This window comes from Paenibacillus vini (assembly GCF_018403325.1).
GTDB classification, from domain to species: Bacteria; Bacillota; Bacilli; order Paenibacillales; family Paenibacillaceae; genus Fontibacillus; species Fontibacillus vini.
Window position 1 is genome coordinate 27847 of record NZ_BOSL01000026.1, and the last position, 22977, is coordinate 50823.

General features: G+C 44.7%; 37 protein-coding genes. All 37 read left to right on the top strand.

All coding sequences use genetic code 11. The features are described 5' to 3' along the window. Positions 1–149: 149 nt before the first annotated feature. Entirely contained in the window at positions 150–560 is a 411-nt protein-coding gene (locus KJS57_RS24715; protein WP_213656681.1) for a YopX family protein, read from the top strand. Further along, complete coding sequence (locus KJS57_RS24720; RefSeq protein ID WP_213656682.1) at positions 532–1083, top strand: HNH endonuclease; 552 nt, start codon at positions 532–534, stop codon at positions 1081–1083. The genes KJS57_RS24715 and KJS57_RS24720 overlap by 29 nt, the downstream gene beginning before the upstream one ends. Continuing rightward, positions 1076–1366 (top strand): hypothetical protein, encoded by a 291-nt coding sequence (locus KJS57_RS24725; protein ID WP_213656683.1) that lies wholly within the window; start codon positions 1076–1078, stop codon positions 1364–1366. The genes KJS57_RS24720 and KJS57_RS24725 overlap by 8 nt, the downstream gene beginning before the upstream one ends. Continuing rightward, a complete protein-coding gene (locus KJS57_RS24730; protein ID WP_213656684.1) occupies positions 1363–1614 on the top strand; it encodes a hypothetical protein in 252 nt (83 codons plus the stop codon). The genes KJS57_RS24725 and KJS57_RS24730 overlap by 4 nt, the downstream gene beginning before the upstream one ends. After that, complete coding sequence (locus KJS57_RS24735; RefSeq protein WP_213656685.1) at positions 1611–1814, top strand: hypothetical protein; 204 nt, start codon at positions 1611–1613, stop codon at positions 1812–1814. Before KJS57_RS24730 ends, KJS57_RS24735 begins: the two co-directional genes overlap by 4 nt. Before the next feature lie 75 nt (positions 1815–1889). Beyond that, positions 1890–2630 (top strand): DNA-methyltransferase, encoded by a 741-nt coding sequence (locus tag KJS57_RS24740; RefSeq protein ID WP_244861701.1) that lies wholly within the window; start codon positions 1890–1892, stop codon positions 2628–2630. Between the two features lie 29 nt (positions 2631–2659). After that, on the top strand, positions 2660–2845 hold the full coding sequence (locus tag KJS57_RS24745) for a DUF7167 family protein (protein ID WP_213656686.1): 186 nt from the start codon (positions 2660–2662) through the stop codon (positions 2843–2845). 16 nt (positions 2846–2861) lie between these two features. Beyond that, on the top strand, positions 2862–3059 hold the full coding sequence (locus tag KJS57_RS24750) for a hypothetical protein (RefSeq protein ID WP_213656687.1): 198 nt from the start codon (positions 2862–2864) through the stop codon (positions 3057–3059). Then, entirely contained in the window at positions 3043–3246 is a 204-nt protein-coding gene (locus tag KJS57_RS24755) for a hypothetical protein (protein WP_213656688.1), read from the top strand. Before KJS57_RS24750 ends, KJS57_RS24755 begins: the two co-directional genes overlap by 17 nt. A 2-nt stretch (positions 3247–3248) precedes the next feature. Then, complete coding sequence (locus KJS57_RS24760) at positions 3249–3806, top strand: sigma factor-like helix-turn-helix DNA-binding protein (protein ID WP_213656689.1); 558 nt, start codon at positions 3249–3251, stop codon at positions 3804–3806. 294 nt (positions 3807–4100) lie between these two features. Next, on the top strand, positions 4101–4370 hold the full coding sequence (locus KJS57_RS24765; protein WP_213656690.1) for a hypothetical protein: 270 nt from the start codon (positions 4101–4103) through the stop codon (positions 4368–4370). A gap of 54 nt (positions 4371–4424) precedes the next feature. Beyond that, complete coding sequence (locus KJS57_RS24770) at positions 4425–4637, top strand: hypothetical protein (protein WP_213656691.1); 213 nt, start codon at positions 4425–4427, stop codon at positions 4635–4637. 28 nt (positions 4638–4665) lie between these two features. Beyond that, positions 4666–4824, top strand: coding sequence for a hypothetical protein (locus tag KJS57_RS24775; protein WP_213656692.1), 159 nt, complete (start codon positions 4666–4668; stop codon positions 4822–4824). A gap of 45 nt (positions 4825–4869) precedes the next feature. Beyond that, the gene (locus KJS57_RS24780; RefSeq protein ID WP_213656693.1) at positions 4870–5739 is read left to right on the top strand and encodes a terminase small subunit; all 870 of its coding nucleotides are present in this window, start codon (positions 4870–4872) and stop codon (positions 5737–5739) included. Continuing rightward, positions 5726–7000, top strand: a complete 1275-nt coding sequence (locus KJS57_RS24785; protein ID WP_213656694.1) for a PBSX family phage terminase large subunit — start codon at positions 5726–5728, stop codon at positions 6998–7000. Before KJS57_RS24780 ends, KJS57_RS24785 begins: the two co-directional genes overlap by 14 nt. 13 nt (positions 7001–7013) lie before the next feature. Then, positions 7014–8459, top strand: a complete 1446-nt coding sequence (locus KJS57_RS24790; RefSeq protein WP_213656695.1) for a phage portal protein — start codon at positions 7014–7016, stop codon at positions 8457–8459. After that, positions 8446–10002, top strand: a complete 1557-nt coding sequence (locus KJS57_RS24795; RefSeq protein ID WP_213656696.1) for a minor capsid protein — start codon at positions 8446–8448, stop codon at positions 10000–10002. Before KJS57_RS24790 ends, KJS57_RS24795 begins: the two co-directional genes overlap by 14 nt. 138 nt (positions 10003–10140) lie before the next feature. After that, entirely contained in the window at positions 10141–10752 is a 612-nt protein-coding gene (locus tag KJS57_RS24800; protein ID WP_213656697.1) for a phage scaffolding protein, read from the top strand. Between the two features lie 15 nt (positions 10753–10767). Next, on the top strand, positions 10768–11082 hold the full coding sequence (locus tag KJS57_RS24805; RefSeq protein ID WP_213656698.1) for a hypothetical protein: 315 nt from the start codon (positions 10768–10770) through the stop codon (positions 11080–11082). A 15-nt stretch (positions 11083–11097) separates the two neighbouring features. Beyond that, positions 11098–12141 carry a major capsid protein gene (locus KJS57_RS24810; protein ID WP_213656699.1) on the top strand — a complete coding sequence of 348 codons (1044 nt, stop codon included), beginning with the start codon at positions 11098–11100 and terminating at the stop codon, positions 12139–12141. 13 nt (positions 12142–12154) lie between these two features. Further along, entirely contained in the window at positions 12155–12457 is a 303-nt protein-coding gene (locus KJS57_RS24815) for a DUF7210 family protein (protein WP_213656700.1), read from the top strand. Further along, on the top strand, positions 12438–12812 hold the full coding sequence (locus KJS57_RS24820; protein WP_213656701.1) for a DNA-packaging protein: 375 nt from the start codon (positions 12438–12440) through the stop codon (positions 12810–12812). The genes KJS57_RS24815 and KJS57_RS24820 overlap by 20 nt, the downstream gene beginning before the upstream one ends. Continuing rightward, positions 12812–13171 carry an ABC transporter ATP-binding protein gene (locus tag KJS57_RS24825; protein WP_244861702.1) on the top strand — a complete coding sequence of 120 codons (360 nt, stop codon included), beginning with the start codon at positions 12812–12814 and terminating at the stop codon, positions 13169–13171. Before KJS57_RS24820 ends, KJS57_RS24825 begins: the two co-directional genes overlap by 1 nt. Position 13172: 1 nt before the next feature. Next, a complete protein-coding gene (locus KJS57_RS24830; protein WP_213656702.1) occupies positions 13173–13595 on the top strand; it encodes an HK97 gp10 family phage protein in 423 nt (140 codons plus the stop codon). Positions 13596–13599: 4 nt separating this feature from the next. Next, positions 13600–14037, top strand: a complete 438-nt coding sequence (locus KJS57_RS24835) for a phage tail terminator family protein (protein ID WP_213656703.1) — start codon at positions 13600–13602, stop codon at positions 14035–14037. Continuing rightward, positions 14030–14218 carry a hypothetical protein gene (locus KJS57_RS24840; RefSeq protein WP_213656704.1) on the top strand — a complete coding sequence of 63 codons (189 nt, stop codon included), beginning with the start codon at positions 14030–14032 and terminating at the stop codon, positions 14216–14218. Before KJS57_RS24835 ends, KJS57_RS24840 begins: the two co-directional genes overlap by 8 nt. 1 nt (position 14219) lies before the next feature. Next, positions 14220–15536 (top strand): phage tail sheath family protein, encoded by a 1317-nt coding sequence (locus KJS57_RS24845; protein WP_213656705.1) that lies wholly within the window; start codon positions 14220–14222, stop codon positions 15534–15536. 1 nt (position 15537) lies between these two features. Continuing rightward, complete coding sequence (locus KJS57_RS24850; RefSeq protein WP_213656706.1) at positions 15538–16002, top strand: phage tail tube protein; 465 nt, start codon at positions 15538–15540, stop codon at positions 16000–16002. A 27-nt stretch (positions 16003–16029) separates the two neighbouring features. After that, positions 16030–16449, top strand: a complete 420-nt coding sequence (locus KJS57_RS24855) for a phage tail assembly chaperone (protein WP_213656707.1) — start codon at positions 16030–16032, stop codon at positions 16447–16449. Between the two features lie 234 nt (positions 16450–16683). Next, a complete protein-coding gene (locus tag KJS57_RS24860) occupies positions 16684–17037 on the top strand; it encodes a hypothetical protein (protein WP_213656708.1) in 354 nt (117 codons plus the stop codon). 48 nt (positions 17038–17085) lie between these two features. After that, positions 17086–19026: a tape measure protein gene (locus KJS57_RS24865; RefSeq protein ID WP_213656709.1), complete on the top strand. Its 1941-nt coding sequence runs from the start codon at positions 17086–17088 to the stop codon at positions 19024–19026. Then, the gene (locus KJS57_RS24870; RefSeq protein ID WP_213656710.1) at positions 19023–19703 is read left to right on the top strand and encodes a LysM peptidoglycan-binding domain-containing protein; all 681 of its coding nucleotides are present in this window, start codon (positions 19023–19025) and stop codon (positions 19701–19703) included. Before KJS57_RS24865 ends, KJS57_RS24870 begins: the two co-directional genes overlap by 4 nt. 10 nt (positions 19704–19713) lie before the next feature. Beyond that, positions 19714–20667, top strand: coding sequence for an XkdQ/YqbQ family protein (locus KJS57_RS24875; RefSeq protein WP_213656711.1), 954 nt, complete (start codon positions 19714–19716; stop codon positions 20665–20667). Beyond that, the gene (locus KJS57_RS24880) at positions 20668–21009 is read left to right on the top strand and encodes a DUF2577 domain-containing protein (RefSeq protein WP_213656712.1); all 342 of its coding nucleotides are present in this window, start codon (positions 20668–20670) and stop codon (positions 21007–21009) included. It abuts the gene before it with no gap. Then, the gene (locus KJS57_RS24885) at positions 21006–21401 is read left to right on the top strand and encodes a DUF2634 domain-containing protein (protein WP_213656713.1); all 396 of its coding nucleotides are present in this window, start codon (positions 21006–21008) and stop codon (positions 21399–21401) included. The genes KJS57_RS24880 and KJS57_RS24885 overlap by 4 nt, the downstream gene beginning before the upstream one ends. Beyond that, the gene (locus KJS57_RS24890; RefSeq protein ID WP_213656714.1) at positions 21394–22428 is read left to right on the top strand and encodes a baseplate J/gp47 family protein; all 1035 of its coding nucleotides are present in this window, start codon (positions 21394–21396) and stop codon (positions 22426–22428) included. The genes KJS57_RS24885 and KJS57_RS24890 overlap by 8 nt, the downstream gene beginning before the upstream one ends. Further along, a partial coding sequence (locus KJS57_RS24895) for a putative phage tail protein (protein WP_213656715.1) occupies positions 22425–22977 on the top strand: 553 nt, incomplete at its 3' end. The genes KJS57_RS24890 and KJS57_RS24895, both read left to right, overlap by 4 nt.

Sequence of the window (22977 nt, forward strand, 5' to 3'; positions counted from 1 at the left end):
CAGAGGAAATTTACGGGGACTTGCAAATCTGCAAAGACTGCAAAGCTAACGAGGAAGAAGTTGCGGCAATAGCTGAGAGCATTGAAGGGTAAACCATTATACCCCTTACGGCCTCCATACCGGGGGCCTAAGGTTAGGGAGGGGAAGGTATGAGAGAGTATAAGTTTCGCGGTAAGCGAGTAGATAACGGGGAATGGGTATGCGGCAACCTTGTTACGTATTTCAATAAGCCGTCAATACAAGACTATGCGCAGTCTAATGGCGAGATATTTGCAGTCGATCCCGAAACAGTAGGTCAATACACAGGCCTAAAGGATCGTAACGGAAAGGATATCTATGAAGAGGATGTTTACTATGACCCTAATAAAGAAATGAATATGGTTGTCTGCTATGACTCTATACAAGCGAGATATAAGGCGGTCCCGATTGAATTGTACAAAGCTAATGCAGGTAACGGTGGGTGGACGGGGTACGAAGTAAAAGGTTATGCGGAAGTCATCGGCAATATTTTTGAGGACGGAGGTCTAGTGGATGACTATAAAAAATCAAAAGACGATTGAGTTTGTGAATACATGTGGTTGCCTTGTGGATGAAGAAAAATTAAAAGAAGCTGTGTTGTGGTATGCAAAGAAACCTGTCATGGCTAAGAAAAAGATATTTATGCATGGCAAATATCCTGCTGTAGCCATTGGAAAGGAAAAAATCCATGTACACAGGCTGCTAATGATGTACAAGGAAGGCAGAAAGTTAGATTACACAGAGTATGTTCACCATATAGACGAGAACAAGAAAAATGCTAATTATGAGAATCTTCAAATTGTTTACCAAAGAGATCATCAAAGTTTTCACAACAAAGGAAAGGTTTTCACCGAACAGCATCGAGAACGGATTTCTATGGCAAACCGTAGGAGACGAGGGGTGAGACATAGAAAGCGCAGGGTGATTCCTAATGAAGAATTACTAGCAATGGTCGGCAAAGGCATGTCAATTAATTCAATTGCTAAACACTTTGGAGTTGATTGGAGCACTATAAAATCTCGTTTGAACGATAACCTTGATATTCAGGAGGCCTCTAATGGATAAAAGGCTAATTGACATTGATAAAGTCGTTGAATACATCGAAGAACGAATGAAGTCTGCGGATAATACCGAGGAATTATGGCGATTACAATGCAAGTTAGTGGACGGACATTTTGATTCCGATCCCATCCCCTTACCGACCATAAAGCCGGGAGATAAGGTGAGACACGAAATACACGGATACGGTACGGCTCATGGTTTAGGCAATGAGAACATATTGGTAGCTTTTAACACACTCCAACATGCATTAATCGTACCTGCGAAGGAAGTGGAGGTAGTTGAATGAGTAGAGACTGGCAGCTAGACATGGAACGTTGCAAGGACTTTACATCAATGGAGAGTAAAAGCGTGTATATAAAGGCGCTGGAATACTGGCTCCAACAATACGCAGCAGAGAAAGAACGGGGAGATAAGGCAGAGGAACTGTTGAAGGACGCATTAGGATGCATGGTGATGTTCGCTGGAATAAATGAACATACGCAAAGGATCGCCGCTGGTATGGCATCCCTTTATCCAAAGGAGGAAGAAGCATGATACCTTGGCAGAAATACGATCCAACAGATAGAAGCATAGAAAGCCATGTGCCGCATCTTGTAACGGACGGAAAGCAAGCTTTGATAGCGGTCCATGCCAAGCGCTTAGATGGAGATGGGTACGGATGGCGTAGACAGGGAGGATATTCCTTCAACGGAGTTACTCATTGGGCACCTATTAACCTACCAGGGGAGGAATAAACCCCTAAACAACCAACCTTATACGGCTCGCGCGGATTCGGTCGGCCCGGAGAAAAAGACGAAGGAGGGAACAAGGTGCTTAATCAGATTATTAACGCGGACTGTTTCGATATTTTCCCAAGCATTCCAACGGGATCTATTGACATGATCATATGTGATCCACCATATGGAACGACACAGAGCCAATGGGATGCAGTTATTCCATTCCCTCTCATGTGGAAACATTATGAACGGATTATTAAAGACAACGGGGCAATCGTACTTTTTGCCAAGGCTCCATTCGATAAGGTTTTAGCAGCCAGCAATATGAAGTTGTTTCGGTATGAATGGATTTGGGAGAAAAATAAAGCTACAGGTCATCTAAACGCCTCTCATATGCCAATGCAAGCACATGAGAACATACTTGTATTCTACAAAAATCCACCAACGTATAACCCGCAAAGTACAAGTGGGCATAAGCCGATGAACAAAGCTGTAACCAAACATACATCCGGGGTGTATGGGTCTGGACGAGAATCGGCAAACAACGCCGGGACCACTGATAGGTTACCGCGCAGCGTCCTTTATTTTCCGGTAGTCAACAACGATGATCCCGAACGAATACATCCCAACCAAAAACCTGTCGACCTGTTTGAATACTTAATTAAAACATACACAAATGAAGGTGATACAGTGCTGGATAACTGCGGAGGAAGTTGTGTTACGGCAATTGCTGCAGAACGCTGTAAACGAAATTTCATCGTAATAGAGAAAGATAGGATATTCGCTAAAAACGGTCAGTTGAGGTTCAATAATGCGCCTGCAGTCTTGTTCTGAATTATAAACCAAAGGGAGAGATAAAGAGTATGGCAAAGTTTAAATTTACAATTAGCACCGGATACGTTGGATCAAAACGAGAAGAAATAGTCGAGATCCCAGACGAAGAATTTGAGGGGTTGAACGAAATCGAGAGAGAGGCCTTGATTCAGGAATCATGGGAAGATTGGCTTTGGAACGGAAACGTCGATGGTGGATGGGAAGAAATCGAATAAGCGGGAGGAAACAACCATGAATTGGTGGGAAGAAGAAAAGGTAAAGAACGAAACGCCGGAGCAACGAGAGGAATCCTTGAAAAGAGCACTCGAAGAAATTTGGAAACAAGGAAGAGACTATACTAAATCATCTATGGCATGGCGTATGGCCTTTAAAGCCCGGAATATACTTAAACAAGTGTATGGAGACAAGAAATATGACCGTATCAGCTAAGACTCACTGGGTATGGACGCAAAAGGCCGAGAAAGAGAATCCACAGCGTTCAAGGGCCGGGGAAATGATATGGCCGCACTACTCCAAGGAAGCTCCGTCAGAATGGCTACAGGACGGGTTAATCATAGATAAAAGTGAATACCTGGAAGAAGGACAAGTAGAACTATTTGATTTGCTGGAGGGGTGAACATGCGCGACCTGCTCAAAAGTTACAGGCTAACAAGATACCAGCTCCACAAGGTAAAGATAAAGGCAGACCTCAGGAAGAAAGACATTGAAAAATTGAGCGAGGAAGCACCGGAGGATGAAGATATAAAATATATGCTCCGAGAAGCAGAACAAGATTGCGAAAGAATCAACTGGTACATGTCAAATCTCAATTATGCCATAGGCTGGCTAAACCGAGGGCATGGTAGAGGCTCCAGAAGGTCGATACACAGGCGTTCAAGGGAACAGCTAGAGATCATCATGGACCCGATTAAAATGCAGTCATTCGCCAATCCTGCCGCTTGTGGAAGCCCAACAACTATTACAGACAGCGAAAGGGAAATGATTAACGAAGCGCTATATCTTCTAACACCTAGGGAACGGGAATGCTATGAGATGAAATATTGCGGATGCTACTCAGAAAGACAGATCGCAAGCGCATTGAATATTTCTCAAGTAACGGTGCATGAATACATCGTAAAGGCCGAGAAGAAGGTAAATGAGAGCCTGAATAACAACATCTTTCTTTTGGCACTCTGAAAACGGATTTTAACCCTATCACTTGCCACCTAAAGGGTAGAGAGGCACATAATCATGTGCAACAGTGAAGCGCTAGGACGGAGCCGGACAATGGACGAGCAGACGGACGGCGCTTCACGTATTTTAGGTAACTCTAACCTTAACATATCGTATACTCCAAAACTGCTAATAGCGCAATGACATTAAACGCGCCTCCTTTTAGCCGTGACGACAGCGGTTAAGGTTGTGGATCGTCGGGGCTGCCGCTGCCTAAGTAAAGCGGTGTACATAAATCACGAATGGAGAGTGAAAGGGTTGAGATACCGATCAAAGCCTGTTGAGATAGAAGCGTTCCAATGGAATGGGGAATCTGGCGAGATTGATGTACCTGAATGGTTCGCAGATTATGTGGGGACACATTGCAATCCATTTATGAAAGATAAGTTTGGGGAAGTTGTGGTGCTGCTCGAATCATCGGAAGGGATGGCAATAGTGGATCCGGGAGATTATATTATCCGTGGAGAGAATGGCGAGTTATCGTCATGCAAGCCTGATTTATTTGGAAAGACTTATGAAATTATATAGACACCAATAAAACAATATATGGTATTATCGCCTTAAAACAAAGGTGGTAATAATATGGGTTGGTTCAGGCGCAAGGAAGATAACGTGTTGAAAGATCATCCTGACTTTGTGCAGGTGAACAAAAAGGGAGCGTTGATAAACGTAACGAACGTGACGAAAGTAAACCACGAGACGATGGAGATCGAAGGCGGCAACGGAATAATAACAAAAGCGGAACCCAAGTACTGGGATAATTTCATAAAGGTATACACGAGTCGCCAACAATAGGCGGCTTTTTTATATTGGAGGTATATATATGCCGGATGAATTGAAGCTAACAAAAAAGATTGTTCTTGAATTGGATGTAGTAAATGGCGAAGTTACATTTGACAACCCGGACGATATGACGAACTTCGAAGCTATAGGGCTTTTAGAATATACAAAGATGATGCTGTATCGCGATTCGCAAGATTGATTTTACTTAATACACTCTAAGAGGGGAGAAGGTGGGTGGTGTGAAGTGACCAACTGGGCAGAGATACGTAGAGAGTGGGAAGAATCAAAAGTTAGCTTTAAAGAACTGGCTGAAAAGCACGAGCTGAAAGATGCTACTATACGAAGTCGAAAGAATAGGGAGAACTGGCAACGCAACGATGCAACGCAACGCAAAAACGTTGCAATGAAGAAATGTGAGAAACCGCCCGAGAGAGAGCCGCCGATAACAATAGATGGTGAAGGTCTAAATGATAAGCAAATACTGTTCGTATCGTACTATCTTAAGTATTGGAATGCGACAAAAGCTTACCAGAAAGTGTATGGATGTGATTATGACACAGCTAGAAATAACGGAAGCCGGATGCTTGCAAATGCTAGCATAAAAGAGGAGATAAAAAGGGTTCGTGATGAGCTATTTGCGGAGTCTTTTTTTTCGTCCAAGGCCATTATCCAAAAATATATGGACATTGCCTTTGCTGATATTACCGACTTTATGGAGTTTGGGTCAAAGGAAGAGCCTTATCTCAATGATAAGGGTGAACAAATACTTGATCCCGGAACCGGCGAACCTCTTACCTATAAACGTAATTTCGTTTACTTCAACAATAGCGGTCTTGTAGACGGCACGATACTAAGCGAAGTCAAGCAAGGCAAGGACGGTGCTTCTATCAAGCTCTCGGATCGCATGAAAGCCTTGGAGAAGTTGGAGAAGTATATGGGCATGTTGAGCGAAGAGGAACAACTTAAAGTAGGCAAACTTAAACTGGAAATAAAGCAAATCAGTGGCGATGGTGCTGGTGATGCTCATGAGCAGAACAAAGGCTACGTTGACGCTCTGAACAATAGAGTTGAGCAAGTATTTGCCGATGAGGTGAACCGCGATGAGGAGGAATAAAAAGACCACCTCGTTTAAGTTCCAACCGTTCAGTTTGAAGCAACAAAAGTTACTTATGTGGTGGGCTGACAAAAGTCCTTACAGAGATTATGACGGGGTTATTGCCGAAGGGGCGATAAGGTCCGGTAAGACTATTTCCTGCATTGATTCATTTCTATCCTGGTCACTTGAAAAGCATAGGGATCAAAACTTTATCATAGCTGGTAAATCAATGGGAGCGCTGAAGCGTAACGTTTTGGAGCCGATGTTCCAGATACTCACCGCTAAAGGCATAGACTATCACTATCATCGTTCAGAAAATCCCCATGTGATTGTTGGGACGAATACCTATTACCTGTTTGGAGCAAATAACGAAACAAGCCAAGACACACTACAAGGGCTTACAGCGGCTGGGGCGTACTTGGATGAAGTTGCATTGTTTCCTAAGTCGTTTGTAGATCAGGCTATTGGTCGTTGTTCGGCGGAGACGGGTGATAACGGGGCGAAGGTGTTCTTTAACTGTAACCCAGGTGGTCCGTACCACTGGTTCAAGTTGGAGTATATCGATAAGGCAAAAGAAAAAAAGATGTTAGTCCTGCATTTCACTATGGAGGACAATTTGTCGTTGTCGGAAAAAGTTAAAGAACGATTTCGTCGGATGTTCTCGGGTGTGTTCTTTAAACGTTACATCTTGGGTCTGTGGGTCATGGCTGAAGGTGTTATATATGATATGTTCACGGATGACCATAAGGTCAAAACAGAACAGCGGCGTTATAAACAGTACTATGTCAGTTGTGACTATGGTACGCAGAACCCTATGACATTCGGTTTATGGGGTCTTTGTGATGATGTTTGGTATAAGGTGAAGGAATACCACTACGACGGCAGACTTCAAAGCAAGCAAAAAACGGATGAAGAGTATTGCGACGATTTGGAAGAATTCGTGGGGGCGCTGACGGTGACCGGGGTTATTGTTGACCCTTCAGCAGCTTCGTTCATTGCGGCGTTAAAAAAGCGCGGAAAATTCAAAGTTATCAAAGCTAATAATGACGTGGCTGACGGAATACGAAACGTAGCGTCTGCATTGGTGGAAGGATTGATAAAGTACAATGACTGCTGCAAAGAAACATTTCGGGAGTTTGCTTCCTACGTGTGGGATGAAAAAGCGGCGGCAAGAGGCGAGGACAAGCCGGTTAAAGAGAACGATCACCAAATGGACGGAGACAGATACTTTGTGAACACCATAGTTAAAAACAAGTCGGGCGTTTGGTTCGGCAAGTAGGAAGGAGGAAACAATGAACGCACTACAAGAGATCCTGGATAATCTGGACGCGAATGCTCCCATGTCACTAGAGGAAATCATTCATATGGAAGTGAGCCAGTGGGAACGATCCGAAGAACGCAAGAAGATGGTTGCCGGGAAAAAGTATTACCGGAATGAAAATGACATTCTGGCTCTGGAACGAAAAATGATTGATGAAGACGGTCGGCTTGTTGCGGTAAAGAATCTTGCCGATAACCGCATTCCTCATGGATTCGTCCGCAAGCTGGTAGATCAGAAGCTAGGGTATCTATTGGCCCGGCCGTTTATGGTCGAGACAGAGAAGGAAGATTACCAAAAGCTACTCGATGGTTACTTTGACAAGGGATTCAAGAAGATGCTAAAGAACCTTGGGAAAGATGCCATTAACGCCGGGAAAGCGTGGTTGCAAGTCTACTATACCGAAGATGGTGAACTAGCATTTATGAAGATTCCTTCAGAGGAAGGCATTCCGTTTTGGAAGGACGCGGCGCACACGGAATTAGCCGCATTTATTAGGGTCTATGAGACCGAGGAATATGAGGTAAAGAGGAAGAAAAAGGTCAAGAACGTACAATTCTGGACCACTGAAGGCGTGCGCTTCTACCGTGAAAATGCAGGTCGCTATGAGTTAGTGAAAGAAACAAGCCATTTCTCTATGATGGTAACCGAAGGCGAGAACGTTGAAGAGCGTGGGGTGAATTGGGAGCGGATCCCGTTCATTTGCTTCAAATACAACGATGAGGAACAGCCGCTTATTGACCTGATAAAGAAACTGGTTGATGACTACGACAAACGCACATCGGGCAATTCAAATGATCTGGAGGACTTACCGAATAGCGCTTACGTGGTCAAAAACTTTAACGGTACCGGTGCCGGAGAGTTCCGAAAGAACATGGCTCAATACCGGGTGGCGTTCGTTAGTGGTGATGGCGACCTGAAAACAGTATCCATCGAAATGAACAACGAAGGGTACAAGAACCACATAGAGCAGTTACGCCGGGACATATACGAGTTTGGCCGGGGTGTAGATACGCAATCGGATAAATTCGGGAATAGCCCTTCGGGCATTGCGCTACGCTTCCTATTTTCGGACCTGGACATGGACGCGAATGACCTGGAGCTTGAGTTTCAATCTAGCCTGGAACAATTGCTTTGGTTTATCGATACGCACATTTTGAATACTATGAAGGTTGATTACTCCGAAGAAACGGTAGAATTTATCTTTAACCGGGATATCCTCATCAACGAGACAGAAGCCGTGACAAACGCCAAAGACAGCGTAGGCATCATTTCCGATGAAACCATCGTTGCTAATCATCCGTGGGTTACAAACACGAAAGATGAATTGGATCGCATCAAGGAAGAACAGAAAGCGGATGAAATCAATTATCCCAACCTCCCGAATGATGGAAAGGTGATCACCGATGAAACCGGCTGATTACTGGAATAAGCGCGCTGAAATAAACGCCCGAGCCGAACATGACAAAGCTGATATTTACATTGATCAACTGACAAAAGAATACCGCAAGGCAGCGAATAGCATTGTCCGGGAGATAGAAGCATTTTATGGGCGCTATGCCAAAAACAACGAAGTGTCATTAACCGAAGCTAGAAAACAGCTTGAAAAAGGTGAATTAGCTGAGTTTAAGATGACGCTTCAGGAGTTTACGGCCAAGGCCAAGAACAACGCAGACGGTAGATGGACACAACAACTCAATAACGTTTATTACCGGACCCGTATAAGCCGATATGATGCCCTGCTTACTCAGATCAAGCAGCGGGTTGAGTCTTTGGCAGCAGAACAGCAAACCGGATTCGAGGATTTGCTCACTGGCAATTACACGGATACCTATTACCGGACGTTGTTTGATATTCAAAGCGGCACGGGTTTGGGCGTTACATTTGCTAAAGTCGATGACCGTGTGATCGATAAAGTTCTGTTTACTGACTGGGCCGGGAGCAACTTTTCAAAGCGCATATGGGAAAATCGGGATAAGCTGGCGAGAGAACTTCAAACCAACTTAACGCAGGCTTTCATCCGCGGCGATGGCTTGGATAAGGTGATTTCATCTTTACAGAACCGGTTTGACGTTTCTAAATCAAACGCTGCTCGTTTGGTACGTACTGAGAGTGCACATATAGCCGCTGAAGCCACGTATGACGGTTATAAGGCTAGTGGAGTGGTAAAGCAATATCAATTCCTCGCAACGCTCGATATGCGAACCAGCGCCGTATGCCAAAGTATGGACAATAAAATAATTGATCTCTCTGATAAAGAGATCGGAACGAACTGGCCCCCGTTACATGCGAATTGTCGCAGTACAACGGTGGCTTATTTTGATGATGAGGAAGATCCGGGCGAACGGATTGCTCGAAACTCTGATGGTCATGTCTACTATGTACCGGCTGATATGACATATGAGGAATGGAAACAGAAATACGTTCCAGAGCAACCGGACAAAGAGACGAAGCCTAAAGCCGTATCGCTGAAAGCCTACGAAGATGAAATAAGAAGCAAGGTCGTTGAATATTCGGCTGTATTTGATCAACAGGGCCGTAAGGTGTGGGAATCCGAAGAGGGAACCGAAACGGATGTGAGTATTGGTGCGGCAATTGATAGCGGACTGATCAAAGGAAATGTCCTGACTCATAACCACCCTGTGGATGCTTCTTTTAGCCGGGGTGATATCAAAATACTAGCTCAGGAGGAAGCAGCAGAAATAAGAGCTGTGACACCTAAATATGATTTCTCAGCAAAGCTGACGGATGTATTCAGTAGGTTGGACGATCCCGGCAAACTCAAAAGGTTCAATGCCGAAATCGACAGCCTGTTTACGGAACAAATCAAGAAATACCGCGAAAAGATTGCTGCTGAAGAAATGACAGTTGATGAAGCGACTTTTGCCTTACAGCACGAAATGTGGAAGGAATTCGAAAAGCGCACCGGTTGGATTGAATACAGACGAGTCAAGCGCAATTAAATGCAAGTTATGATGAAGCATCCGAATAACCTTCTCTCCTGTCGCATGAGGATAAACTAGGCGAACTCAATGGCTGGAGTATATCGGCCAACTCCGAACTGGCACTGACCAGTATAAAAAAGTATGGGGGAATGAAAAATGGATTGGTTAAAAGAATTGCTCAAGAATGCGGGAATCGAGGAATCTAAAATAGATAGTATCGTGACTGATTATAACAAAGAGGTCCCGAAATATCTGATTCCAAAAGAAAAGTACAACGAAGTCGCTGAGGCTAAGAAGAAGGTCGAGGAAGACATTAAGGAGCGTGATAAACAACTTGAAACGCTAAGCAAATCGGCCGGAGATAACGAGACGCTGAAAAGCGAAATCAAAAAGCTCCAGGATGAAAACAAAGCGGCTACTGAGAAATACGAGGCCGAAGTAAAGGACCTGAAGATTAACACCGCTTTGAAATTGGCGCTTGCTGGTGAAGTGCATGACGCTGACCTTGTAGCCGGTCTAATTGATCGTAACACCATCAAGGTAAAAGATGATGGAACAATTGAATCTGGATTCGATGATCAAGTGAAGGCTTTGCGAGAGAGCAAGGCTTTTTTGTTTGTCGAAAAAACCAATACGAAGCCTAAAGGGTGGAAACCTGCCGATCCGAGCGGAAGCAAAGACGAGCCGGGCGGTCTTGGTGAAAGTTTCGCAAAAGCAGCAAATGATAGCGGAAAAGCCCCCGCTGCTGCACAGAATCTTTGGGGCTAAGAAAGGAGCATTAACATGCCATATGTAAAACCTGTATCGAATTACGAGCGTATTAACTTTCTTGCATCTGCTAAATTCCAAGCGTTTACGGACTTGGTTAGTAATGTTGGAGTTAGCGCAGGCGAAGACGGAAGGAAAATTGTAAAGGCCGGAACGATCCTCCCAGCAAACGACGGGACGGCGAAAGGTATTTTGCTTAACGATGTTGATGTAACCTATGGGCCGCAACCAGGTTCTTTGGTTGAAGAGGCTTATATTCTTGAGGATCGTCTCCCTGCAGTTCCAACGGCAGAAGCAAAAACAGCACTTAAAGAAATTAAATTTAAATAAGCGGAGGGTACCAATATGACTGATGTATTAGAATTGTTTAATCAAAAAACTGTATTAGATTATTTGAAAGAAAGAACGTTCCAAACTTATGCAGCAGGCGAAGCGTTATTCCCTGAACAGAAATTCGATACGCTTGAATTTGAATACTTGGTAGGGGCGAATGATTTGCCGGTTGTAGCGAAAGTGCACGCTTTTGATACTGAGGCGGAGATTGGGTCCATCGAGGCCGCTAAGCAAGCTCTCGAAGCGGCTTATATTAAGAAAAAGTATCAAATCAAAGAAAAAGATCTGATCGCATTGAAATTCCCGCGAACGGAGCAAGAACGGACCTATCTTATTCAACGTGTATTTAACTTGATCGACAAGGCTGTTAATGACGTTCGTGCGGCAGCGGAGCTTATGCGTATGCAGGTTCTTGCTAATGGTGTGTTGGAATTACAGTTACATGTCCCGGGAGAACCAAAAACGTTGACGCTGGATTATCATGTGCCAACCAACCACAAGGAAGTTTTATCTGGAACAAGTTTGTGGGATTCGGAAACAGCAGATGTTCTCGGTGATCTGGAGCGTTGGGCGAGTGCGTTGGATGTTGTGCCAACACGGGCGCTGACATCTAAAAAGGTTGCTGGTTCTATGTTGCGGAACTCTAAGATCAGAGGATATCTGTACGGCACTGATACTGGCAGAGTGGCTAACCTAGCTGATCTGAATGCATTTATGATCCAACAAGGATTGCCTGCTGTAGCAGTTTATGATGCCGGACAAAACTCCAAGTACCGTGAACAAAATGCAGACGGAACCTATGCTACGAGCAGTTACTTCCCAGACAATAAATTCGTCATGTTTGGTGATGGTCCATTGGGTCAAACTTTGTACGGCCCAACCCCTGAAGAATCCAGAATGGTTCTTAGTGGCGCAGATGTTTCTAACGTCGGGAAAGTAATTGCTATGTTGTATGAAGAGGGTAAAGACCCGATTTCTACATGGGCAAAAGCAGCAGCAACGGTGATCCCTTCCTTCCCAGAAGCAAATAACGTATTCCAAGCTCAAGTTGTATAAGGAGGTACGCGACATGAAAGTAGAAGTGCTGAATATCCCGGTAAGACACAACGGCTCCCGCTATGTAAAAGGGGAGTCGTTTTCTATCTCGGAAGAGGATTACGAGCGGATTAAGACGGCGGTAAATGTCATCGAACAAGGTGAAGAACCGGAATTTGATCTGAACAAGCCGGTAGAAGAAATGAAACTGGATGAGCTTAAAGCGCACGCCAAAGAAAAACAAATTGACTTGGGTGGAGCGACCAGGAAAGAGGATATCCTAGGCGTTATCCTCGGTGCGCAAGGCGGCGGTTCTAATGACGGAGCAGGAGAATAAGGTTCTTAATTTGGTCAGGGCGCGGTTAAGGCTTCAAAACGAGGAACTTAACCCCCTGATCGAATCCTATATCCCTGAAATTGGCTGGCGTATTAAGAACTATTGCCAAATATCCAACATCCCTGAAGGCTTGGAATTCGTATGGGCTTCTATGGTGATCGATGTTCTTAAAGCAGAGCATTCGACCATCAAGGAAATCGGAAGCACCATAGACAAGAGTGACAAGTCAATCAAGATCGGTGATACATCCATTTCCCCGGCTAAATCAAGCGCATCAAATCCGAAAACAGTCATCGACGGTATTGTTTTAAACTACGCCGTCGATCTGAACCGGTACAGAAGGTTGGTGTGGTAATGGATATTGATTATGCTGAATACCGGGCATCGCTCGAAGAAACCTATGAGGATAGGGCTTCTATAAAGCGTTGGGAGAAAACGAAAGTCAACGGAGAGACGAAATTAGATTGGGCGCTGAAACTTGCGGATGTGCCTTGTCGGATCTCTCAAAAGGCCCTAGCTTCAAACGGTCAGACAGAAACCGTGAACAAAATCACCTATGAAACCAAACTATTCATCTCACCAGACATAGAGGTCTTGCAAGGTGACTTAATCGAAGTAATGCGCGGCTCTCAAATGCGGATGTATACCGCAGGGGAGCCGTTTCCTTATCCTACACATCAAGAAATAAGCTTACAGCGCAGAGAGAAGGCATGATATGGCTAAGTGGGGCGACTTTGATTTTGGTGAGTTTGAACAGTTAGCCAAGACGTTTAAAAAGGCTCTCGATGAACGTGTTATTGAACGTTGGATACGAGAGTTTTTGCTGGAAATGGCTTACCGAGCCGATCGGAAGATTAAAAAGCGTACCCCAGTAGATTCCGGTGAGCTTCGCCGCAGATGGCAAGTTGGACAGGTTATAAAAAAAGGCAATGCCTATGAGGTCGAAATATTCAACAATACGGAATACGCCGGGTATGTTGAATACGGTCACCGAACCGGCAAAGAGTTGACTGGCTGGGTTGAGGGTCGCTTCATGATGACGATTTCCATGAAAGAGATGGAACGAGAATTACCTAAATTCATCGAGAAAAAACAAATGGAGTTGCTAGACCAACTCATGAACGGCAGAAAGGGGTAACGCCGTGATTAAGGTAACAGTAGACAGTATCCGCAGCGGCGTTATTCTCGCTCTGTCAAACCTCTTCCCAACCATGGACATATACGGAGAAGAGATTAAACAGGGCTTTGAAACGCCGTGTTTTTTTGTGAAGTTATTGACCCATGCACAGGACCAGGAAATGAACAGGCGTTATAAGCGCTTCTACTCGTTCGATATTCACTTTTTCCCAGCGGGCAATGACTATAACCGGGGAGCGCATGAAATGGCTGAGAAGCTGTATGATGCGTTTAGGTGGGTTGGTATTGATGGATCGCGGTACAAAGGGACCGGGATGAACCATGAAGTTGTGGATGGCACACTTCATTTCTTTGTGGATTTCAATTTCCACGTGATGGCCGAAAAACAATCAGATCCAAAAATGAAAACTCTCGACCAGGAGGGATATTTGAAAAATGGCTAATAAAGAGAAGCAAACACCAGATATTGCAGCCGGATTTACGAAGGAACAATTCCTCGGCTCTCGGCAATGGACCGGCACAGATAAAGATGTATTGTCTGTGGTCCTGGAAGATGGCAAGACATATACGCTTGCTGAAGCAAAACGGCGAGTGGAAGAATTTAAGAATGGTGAGGTGAAGTAGGATGGCTGGAGGCACTTGGAACACAATGAACAAGGTTAGACCGGGCGTTTATATCAATGTCGTATCCGAACCTAAGGCAATTGGCACAGTCGGAGAGCGCGGTATAACTGCAATGGCCCTCTCGCTTCCGTGGGGTCCGTCTAAACAGTTGGTAACGGTGGAAGCCGGAGCAGACACGATGGATGTTCTCGGCTTTGATGTAAATGATCCGACATTGCTGCTAGTGCGTGAAGCGCTTAAACGGGCTAAGACATTGCTTTTGTATCGGCTCAATGATGGCGTGAAGGCTACAGCGACCGAAGGCGACTTGACCATCACGGCCAAATATTCCGGGGTACGCGGTAATGATATCTCGGTCGTCATCCAAACCAATATCGATGATCCGGCCAAGTTTGATGTAAAGACTCTTGTAAAAGGAGTGGAGGTTGATGCTCAAACCGTTGCCAATATCGCTGGACTTGTCTCAAATGTTTGGGTGGATTTCTCGGGAACGGGCGCTCTTACTGCGACCGCCGGAGTTAATTTGACGGGTGGCACAACCGGAACGGTAACAAATGCGGATCATACGGCATTTCTCGCGGCGCTGGAATTGCAAGACTTTAACACGGTGGGCCTGACCACAGATGATGCAAGCCTTAAAGCGGTCTATACGGCCTTTGTAAAGCGCCTGAGAGAAGACGAGGGCAAAAAGGTACAGGCAGTATTGCCAAACTACCCAGCAGCCGACTATGAGGGTGTGGTAAGCGTTAAGAACGGCGTTATCCTCTCTGATGGCACAACACTGACACCAGCGCAAGCAGTAGCCTGGGTATCTGGAGCGACAGCAGCGGCCACGGTGAGCCAAGCACTCACATACACGGCATATGATGATGCTGTGGACGTATCTCCGAGATATACCAATACGCAGATCGAGACTGGATTAAAAGCCGGTGAGTTTTTGTTTACGGCTTCCAATGGCCGGGCTATCGTCGAGCAGGATATTAACTCGCTTACAGGCTTCACACCGGACAAAGGTAAGCAGTTCAGCAAGAACCGTGTCCTCCGGGTGCTTGATGGCATTGCAAACGATCTGAAGCGTACATTTGAAAACTTCTATATAGGCAAAGTGGATAATAACGACGATGGGCGAAACCTATTAAAAAGTGAAATCATCTCATATATCTCAGCTTTGCAAAATGCCAATGCTGTACAAAATTTCGATGCTCAGAATGACGTGATTGTAGTAGCCGGTGCGGAGTCAGATAGCGTATATGCCGAACTGTCCATTCAACCGGTTGACAGCATCGAGAAAATTTACATGAAAGTGCGGGTGAAGTAAGATGGCATTCTTTCGCGCGGGTGACGCTATTTCCGGACAAGAGGGCCGGGCTTATGCAACGATTGCTGGTCGTGTAGAGGAATTGTTCTATGCAAAGACCATTGAAGCGACAGCCGAAAAGAATAAATCAGAATTTAAATCTCTTGGCCGCCGCGGTGTCCAATCTAAGGCAATTGGCTGGACCGGTACGGGGAGCATGACTATATATTATGCCACTCCGACATTCCGGCAAATGATGCTGGATTATATCAAGACGGGCAAAGACACCTATTTTGATTTGCAAATTGTAAACGAAGACCCGAACAGTACGCTTGGTAAACAAACTGTAGTCTTGCGAAACGTCAATTTAAACAGCGTTATTATGGCTAAATTGGATGTTGATGCCGAATTCCTGGAAGAAGACATTGACTTTACCTTTGACGATGTTGATATCCAAGATAGCTTTACAATGCCTGTAATGGGCTAAATTTAAACGAAAGAAGGAAAAATATAAATGAGTAATCTTAGCGCGTTTTTCGCTCAAAATGTTAATTCGGAAATCATTGAGGAAGTGGTGATTTCTGATAGATTCAAGGATGAAGCTGGCAAACCGATTCAATGGAAAGTCCGCAGCATGACAGAAGAAGAAAACGAAGCAATTCGTAAATCGGCGCAACGCAAGGTAAAGGAAAAGGGCATGATTACAATTGACACCAATTCAGAGGAATACCTTGCCAAATTGGTTGTGTCCAGTGTTGTATTCCCTGACCTTAAGGATGCCGACCTACAAAAGTCTTATGGTGTAATGGGGGCCGACAAACTTCTTCGCAAAATGTTGTTACCGGGCGAATATGCAGGCCTTTTACAAAAGGTTCAGAGTATTAATGGATTTGATAAAGACATCAATGAGCTGGTGGATGAAGTAAAAAACTAATCAAAGAGGGCGATAGTGAGGCGAACGTTGCCTACTACGCCCTCCATAAACTTAATATAATGCCTTGGGACTTTGTGGAATTAGATCCGAGGAAAAAGGCGTCACTTATCGGTATGATAGAATTTAGAGTGAAGGCAGAAAAAGAAGCAGCTAAAAAATGAAACGAAAACAGTCGCACTCCGTAAAAATATGGTAGTATTGTGGGTGATATTACCTAATTAGGAGGAGTCTAGTTTGAGAAAAATCATGTCAGTAGTTGTTATTTCTGTCTTATTGCTTGTAACAGGTTGTTCTGGGGGAAAAGAGGTTAATAACCTTACTCTTGATAAGTTTATTGAAGCTTATACTTCTCAAGGGATCGAAGTTGACAAAAACGAAAAACCGTTATTCGAAATGATTAAGGCTAATGATGGTGTAATTTTCTACTACGACAATTCACCTGTGAAGATTTATGAATTCGAGTCTGAAAAGAAGTTGGACAAAGCTAAGAAAGAAAATGATGTTATAAAAGACTTTGTTTCTAACGGGAAATTCCTTTTAGAAACCAAGAAGCAGGAAGCAGTAGAAATTTTCAATAGTGTAAAATAGCATCCTTTCAAGGGTGCTTTTTATTTTGCCTTGAAAGAAGGTGAACACGTGACAACTGTATCTTCAACATTAAAAATGTTTGATGCCATGACCGGGCCGTTAAAGAACATAACTAACGGCATGAACATGATGATATCTACAATGCATAAAATGCAGGATGTGACGAATCGCAACACAAATATCGACAAATCATTGATCGCAGCCAAACAGCAAATAGCTTCGGCTGAAGCGGAAATAAACCGACAAATTCAAAATGCAACAAATTCACAAAACAAGTTCAATCAATCGGTCAATAACGGGACAACTTCTTCTTCGGGCCTAAAGAGAAGTATCGCGGGGGTTGCTGCTGCCTATCTTTCCCTACAATCCTTGAAATCTGTCATGAACCTAAGTGACACATATAGCAATACAACGGCTCGGTTAAATCTAATGAATGACGGTCAACAGACAACGGCTGAGTTACAAGATAAAATCATGGATTCCGCTAATCGTGCCCGGGCATCTTACCAGCTTACCGCTGATGTGGTTGCAAAATTAGGACAAAGGGCCGGTGATGCTTTCAAGTCTAACGATGAGACAATTCAGTTTGCTGAAAACCTAAACAAACAGTTTGTTATTGCGGGCGCATCACAAGCGGAAATGGCTTCTGCTTCCCTGCAATTAACCCAGGCTTTGGGTTCAGGAGTACTGCGTGGTGAAGAGTTGAATGCGGTCTTTGAAGCAGCGCCAAACGTCATTCAAACGATTGCGGATTACATGAAAGTGCCAATAGGCGCAATCCGTGAAATGGCTTCAGATGGTCAAATCACTGCTGACATTGTTAAAAATGCAATGTTGTCAGCAACCGATGAGATCAATAAAGACTTTGAATCTATGCCAATGACATTTGCTCAAGTGTGGTCACTTATTCAAAACATCTTGATAGATGCATTCGGTCCGTTATTACAGGTGATTGGACAAGGGGCGCAATTCATATATGACAATTGGTCTAAAATCGAACCAATTCTCGTTGGTGTAGCGGCAGGAGCAGTCACATTAGCAGTCGGGCTTGGAATACAAGCAGCGGCAACATGGATTGCAACCGGGGCAGCCGCAACATTCTTTGCAACATTGCTTGCAAACCCATTAACTTGGATTGTCCTTCTCATTGGTGTAGTAGTAATGGCTATTTATAAATGGGTCCAGTCAGTAGGTGGCTTGAAAATCGCCTGGATGATTGTCTGTAATGCGCTATTAACCACTTGGGACTGGGTTAAAATTGGCTTTATGACCGGAGTATATTGGGTCATCGAGCTATTTAATAAACTACAGGTGTCCTTCAAGACCGTTAGTACAAATATCCAAAATTTTATGGGTGATATGAAAGCTGGGTTTTTGACGATCTTACAAAACATGGTCAATGGTGGGATCGACATTATAAATGGATTTATTAACACTCTAAACAAAATCCCAGGTGTTAGTATCGACTTAATTGACCAAATGACTTTCGGCACAAATGCACAGCTAGAGAACGAAGCCGCGAAACAAGCCAGGAATAACGAGCTAGCTCAGTATAAGAACAAGATCGATCAGCAGATTGCGGAGAGAGACGCAGCGCTAGAAACGATGAAGTCAGAGGCGAAATTAGCAACGGCTGCTCGTAGTGCTGAAATTTCAGCTGCGCAAGCTGCAAAAGCTGCCAGTGATGCTGCAAAGAAAAATGATAGCTTTTTAAAGGTACCTAACGTGCCTGCCGGTGGAACAATCGACAAAGTAAATAAAGTTGGTAAGATTGAAGATAAAGTTGATATAAGTAGCGAAGACCTGAAAACAATGCGGGAATTGGCTGAAATGAAATCAATTCAGAACTTTGTAACTTTGACACCGACTGTCTCGGTAAATGGCGATATGCATGTAAGAAATGAATCGGATATTGATCTAATTGTTAGCAAACTCGAAGAAAGGTTGACCGAGGAAATCAATTCTGGGGCTTCGGGGGTGCACGAATGAACGATTACTCTATGATGCTCAGTTATAACAACAGGACAGAAGTGATTGAGTTTCCAGTCCTCCCAGAAAGCATTGAAATACCCGAGCCTGGAAGCAGTAAAACATTCGAAATATCCAACCTTGGGGAAATCAATGTATTCAAGGGTCTGAAACTTAGAGAGATTAGTTTTGAGAGTTTTTTTCCGGCAAACTGGTTTCCTGGAGCTAGTGTCACCGAACGAGAACTTTTTGAGCCCAAACATTATGTTGAGGCCATTCAAAAGTGGAGAAAAGCAACGCCTCCAATGGAATTTGTTTTTGCGGGATCAACATTAGACCTAAACATGCTCGTCACAATCGAGAAATTCACATGGTCAGAAGATGGCGGCGCGGTAGGCGATATCAAATTCCAGATAACCTTTAAAGAATATCGTCCATATGCCGCAAGGAAAGTGCAAGTCCAGACAACAAGCGGCAGTAAAACGGTTGTGATGAACAAGAACAATTCAGCCCCGGCACGTCCTGACACAAGGGTTAAGCCAAAAACTTATACTTTGGTTGCCGGGGATAACCTTTGGAAGGTTGCTCAGAAAGTTCTCGGGGATGGATCGAAATACAAACAAATCCAAACGCTGAACGGGATCAAGGACAGCGAACTGAAAAAGCTTCCGGTTGGCAAGGTCCTAAAGCTACCTTAGGGGGTAAAACATGCTGCAAGTTGTTACAGACGATAAACAAGGTAATGTATATGACATATCGGAACTCGTGACGGATGCGACTTGGAAAACATCTCGGATCGGTAAGCCGGGAAGTTTTGACTTCACGATGCTCCAGGATAGCAAATACATCATAAATAACGGGGATATCGTCGCAGTCAAATACGATGATAAGCCCCTTTTTTATGGCTATGTGTTTACGGTTGGCCGGAGTGAGGAAGAGACAATCAAAATCAAAGCCTATGACCAGATTCGGTACTTAACAGCTACAGATACTTATGTATTCAAGAACACCACAGCGGCAGCTATTGTCAAACGTATCGCAAATGACTTCGGTTTGAAGTGGGGTCATATTGTTGATACAAAATACACGATCCCGAGCATGGTCGAGGACGGACAGAAACTGATTGATATCATCGATAAAGCTTTCGCGCTAACCACGGTCAACACTGGCAGCATATACGTTTTTTATGATGATTACGGCAAGTTGGCTGTCCAAAACGTCAAAGACTTAATGCTTGATATTGTGATTGGTGACCAGAGCTTAATGACGGGATTCACATTCGAAAAGAGTATCGACAAAGATACTTACAACCGGATAAAACTGGTGCGAGACAACAAGAAGACCGGAAAACGGGACGTACACATTGCTCAGGACAGCGCCAACATAGCTAAATGGGGCAGACTCCAACACTATCAAAAAGTCGATGAAAGCATGAACGATGCTCAGATTAGGAAACTGCTCGATCAATTGGTGAAGTCAAAAAACATGGAAACAAAAACTCTTAAACTCGAAGCTCTCGGTGATCCATCTGTTCGTGCTGGGTGTTATTTACATGCCGAAATTAAAGAATTGGCGATTAACCAATTGTATTTGGTGGAAGAATGCTCTCACAAATTTAGCGGTGGCGATTACACAATCCAAGTTGAATTGAAGGTGTTTTAAATGTCGCTTGCAAATCTGATAAAACAATTGGGGACAGATGCCGTGGGTGCGAGTAGCCCGGTGGCCGTTTTATTCGGATCCGTTACAAAAACAAACCCTTTAGAGATCCTTATCGATCAGCGCTTTACGCTCGATGAGGATTTTTTAATTATGCCGGAACGATTGACTCGGTATGAAGTCGATCTGAAGCACAAGCACGGCACAACCGGAGAAGATACAAAGGATGCGCTTGACGAAAAGATAGTCATTCGTGAGGGTTTGCAAGTCGGAGATCCCGTGCTGTTACTTCGAGTGCAAGGCGGCCAAAGATATGTAGTCTGGGATAAGGTGGTGAATCCATGATACCTATAGGCGGTAGTTTGGAGGACGTGGAAGTCCAAGAAGAGACGAGCAGGACATACGGTATAGATTTCACGAGCGGTAAGGCTACGGGCATTATAGACGGCTTAGAAGCTGTGAAGCAAGCCGTATACAAGATCCTGCAAACGGATCGGTTCGCTCACCTTATCTACGATGCAAACTATGGTAGCGAAATAAACGGGCTGCAAGGACGTAGTCAAGGATATGTACGGTCGGAAATTGAGCGGCGAATCCGTGAAGCCCTTCTCCAGGATGACCGCATTCAATCTATTGAGAATATGCAAATCAATATCACTGGGGATGAAGCGCTTGTAACGTTCACAGTGGCTTCTATCTACGGAGACTTTAAACAGGAGGTGAATGCGAATGTATGAGGGTCAGACGTTCGAAACGATCTTAGAACGAATGCTTAACCGAGTAACAAATAATGTTGATAAGCGGCAGGGATCGATCATTTTTGATGCTTTGGCACCGGCTGCCGTTATGTTTGCGCAATACTATATTGATCTGGAAATAAATCTAGATTTGGTCATGCCTGACACTGCGACCGATGAGTACCTGGACCGTGTGGCCGTAGAGTTGGATGTTGTGCGTAAGCCAGCGCAGAAGGCGATTCGGGCAGGTCAATTTTACGATAGCGGCAACGGTCCAATTGATATCCCCATTGGTAGTCGGTTTTCCATCGATGATGTAGATTTTACAGCCATCAGCAAAACTGGCCCGGGAACCTATAAGTTGGAGTGCGAGACGGCTGGAGAGATCGGCAACACGATAGCCGGTCAGTTGATTCCGATCGACTACATCCCGGGGCTGGCAACAGCCGTTTTGGGCGCGGTGCTTGTAGCTGGATCTGACGCAGAGGACGATGAGTCATTACGGGCAAGATATTTTGATCGTGCGCAAAAACCAATCACCAGCGGCAACAAATATCATTACGAGTATTGGGCCAAACAAGTGCAGGGGATTGGAGACGCACGCGCTATACCCGTTTGGAACGGGCCGAATACGGTCAAAGTCGTACTCATCACAGACAACAAGCGCTCACCAGCACCAGAAAAAATCGCCGAAGCCGATAGCTATATTCGATCTGTCATGCCTATTGGCGTTGATCTAACTGTGGCAGGTGTCAGGGAATTGGCAATTGATTTAAGTGGTGCTCTAACGCTTGAAACTGGCGTGAACGTTAGCGTGGTGTTAGGTGCTGTATCAGACGGGTTAGACGATTATCTGAAGTCTATCGCTCTGAAAGAGGCTGTGATCAGATACTCGAAAATTGCAAATATAATCCTCGATGCAGACGGAGTTATCGACTATGCAAATCTTACGGTAAACGGCGGAACAAGCAATATTGTGCTGGATCCTGATCAAATCGGCATTGTCGGGACGGTGGATCTATCGTGATTGATGTTAGGCGAGAGATGGCGGAACTGGTCCCTGATATTTATGATGGTGTGTTTGAAATACAAGAAATCCAACGAACGATCGCGGAGGAATTCGAGAAGCTCATGGCTGCCCAGGATGATGTCCATAGCCAAAGCAGAATCATAACTGCAACGTGGAATTTGGGTCGATGGGAGCGCATCTTCGGTCTCCCCATTAACCCACGCGGTTATCTCACCTGGTCGGCCGTGGAGGATAGCGGCCTTACGCTCGGAGACTTAGAGGTGTACACATGGGAGACGCTCGAAAAGGCCGAATTTTTACGCAGGCCTTATTCAGAGCGCCGGGCGATCATCCTCGCCAAGTTGCGCGGCAGCGAGACAACGACGGAAAAGGTGCTGCGTGACCTGATTCGGTCGTTTACCGGGCTGGACGTTGATATTGCCGTGGATTACCCGCATTACACCGTTACATTTACGTTTTTAGACAACATTGGCGTACCAAAGAGTTTTGCCGATGCTAAGCGAGCTGTTGGCGAGGTCATCCCGGCGCACCTGGCCTACGAGTTTA

What these genes read in the sequence shown, in the direction of transcription:
- KJS57_RS24715 (WP_213656681.1), top strand. Translation starts at nt 150, where the DNA reads ATGAGAGAGTATAAGTTTCGCGGTAAGCGAGTAGATAACGGGGAATGG.
- KJS57_RS24720 (WP_213656682.1), top strand. Translation starts at nt 532, where the DNA reads ATGACTATAAAAAATCAAAAGACGATTGAGTTTGTGAATACATGTGGT.
- KJS57_RS24725 (WP_213656683.1), top strand. Translation starts at nt 1,076, where the DNA reads ATGGATAAAAGGCTAATTGACATTGATAAAGTCGTTGAATACATCGAA.
- KJS57_RS24730 (WP_213656684.1), top strand. Translation starts at nt 1,363, where the DNA reads ATGAGTAGAGACTGGCAGCTAGACATGGAACGTTGCAAGGACTTTACA.
- KJS57_RS24735 (WP_213656685.1), top strand. Translation starts at nt 1,611, where the DNA reads ATGATACCTTGGCAGAAATACGATCCAACAGATAGAAGCATAGAAAGC.
- KJS57_RS24745 (WP_213656686.1), top strand. Translation starts at nt 2,660, where the DNA reads ATGGCAAAGTTTAAATTTACAATTAGCACCGGATACGTTGGATCAAAA.
- KJS57_RS24750 (WP_213656687.1), top strand. Translation starts at nt 2,862, where the DNA reads ATGAATTGGTGGGAAGAAGAAAAGGTAAAGAACGAAACGCCGGAGCAA.
- KJS57_RS24755 (WP_213656688.1), top strand. Translation starts at nt 3,043, where the DNA reads ATGACCGTATCAGCTAAGACTCACTGGGTATGGACGCAAAAGGCCGAG.
- KJS57_RS24760 (WP_213656689.1), top strand. Translation starts at nt 3,249, where the DNA reads ATGCGCGACCTGCTCAAAAGTTACAGGCTAACAAGATACCAGCTCCAC.
- KJS57_RS24770 (WP_213656691.1), top strand. Translation starts at nt 4,425, where the DNA reads ATGGGTTGGTTCAGGCGCAAGGAAGATAACGTGTTGAAAGATCATCCT.
- KJS57_RS24775 (WP_213656692.1), top strand. Translation starts at nt 4,666, where the DNA reads ATGCCGGATGAATTGAAGCTAACAAAAAAGATTGTTCTTGAATTGGAT.
- KJS57_RS24785 (WP_213656694.1), top strand. Translation starts at nt 5,726, where the DNA reads ATGAGGAGGAATAAAAAGACCACCTCGTTTAAGTTCCAACCGTTCAGT.
- KJS57_RS24790 (WP_213656695.1), top strand. Translation starts at nt 7,014, where the DNA reads ATGAACGCACTACAAGAGATCCTGGATAATCTGGACGCGAATGCTCCC.
- KJS57_RS24795 (WP_213656696.1), top strand. Translation starts at nt 8,446, where the DNA reads ATGAAACCGGCTGATTACTGGAATAAGCGCGCTGAAATAAACGCCCGA.
- KJS57_RS24800 (WP_213656697.1), top strand. Translation starts at nt 10,141, where the DNA reads ATGGATTGGTTAAAAGAATTGCTCAAGAATGCGGGAATCGAGGAATCT.
- KJS57_RS24805 (WP_213656698.1), top strand. Translation starts at nt 10,768, where the DNA reads ATGCCATATGTAAAACCTGTATCGAATTACGAGCGTATTAACTTTCTT.
- KJS57_RS24810 (WP_213656699.1), top strand. Translation starts at nt 11,098, where the DNA reads ATGACTGATGTATTAGAATTGTTTAATCAAAAAACTGTATTAGATTAT.
- KJS57_RS24815 (WP_213656700.1), top strand. Translation starts at nt 12,155, where the DNA reads ATGAAAGTAGAAGTGCTGAATATCCCGGTAAGACACAACGGCTCCCGC.
- KJS57_RS24820 (WP_213656701.1), top strand. Translation starts at nt 12,438, where the DNA reads ATGACGGAGCAGGAGAATAAGGTTCTTAATTTGGTCAGGGCGCGGTTA.
- KJS57_RS24825 (WP_244861702.1), top strand. Translation starts at nt 12,812, where the DNA reads ATGGATATTGATTATGCTGAATACCGGGCATCGCTCGAAGAAACCTAT.
- KJS57_RS24830 (WP_213656702.1), top strand. Translation starts at nt 13,173, where the DNA reads ATGGCTAAGTGGGGCGACTTTGATTTTGGTGAGTTTGAACAGTTAGCC.
- KJS57_RS24840 (WP_213656704.1), top strand. Translation starts at nt 14,030, where the DNA reads ATGGCTAATAAAGAGAAGCAAACACCAGATATTGCAGCCGGATTTACG.
- KJS57_RS24845 (WP_213656705.1), top strand. Translation starts at nt 14,220, where the DNA reads ATGGCTGGAGGCACTTGGAACACAATGAACAAGGTTAGACCGGGCGTT.
- KJS57_RS24850 (WP_213656706.1), top strand. Translation starts at nt 15,538, where the DNA reads ATGGCATTCTTTCGCGCGGGTGACGCTATTTCCGGACAAGAGGGCCGG.
- KJS57_RS24855 (WP_213656707.1), top strand. Translation starts at nt 16,030, where the DNA reads ATGAGTAATCTTAGCGCGTTTTTCGCTCAAAATGTTAATTCGGAAATC.
- KJS57_RS24870 (WP_213656710.1), top strand. Translation starts at nt 19,023, where the DNA reads ATGAACGATTACTCTATGATGCTCAGTTATAACAACAGGACAGAAGTG.
- KJS57_RS24875 (WP_213656711.1), top strand. Translation starts at nt 19,714, where the DNA reads ATGCTGCAAGTTGTTACAGACGATAAACAAGGTAATGTATATGACATA.
- KJS57_RS24880 (WP_213656712.1), top strand. Translation starts at nt 20,668, where the DNA reads ATGTCGCTTGCAAATCTGATAAAACAATTGGGGACAGATGCCGTGGGT.
- KJS57_RS24885 (WP_213656713.1), top strand. Translation starts at nt 21,006, where the DNA reads ATGATACCTATAGGCGGTAGTTTGGAGGACGTGGAAGTCCAAGAAGAG.
- KJS57_RS24890 (WP_213656714.1), top strand. Translation starts at nt 21,394, where the DNA reads ATGTATGAGGGTCAGACGTTCGAAACGATCTTAGAACGAATGCTTAAC.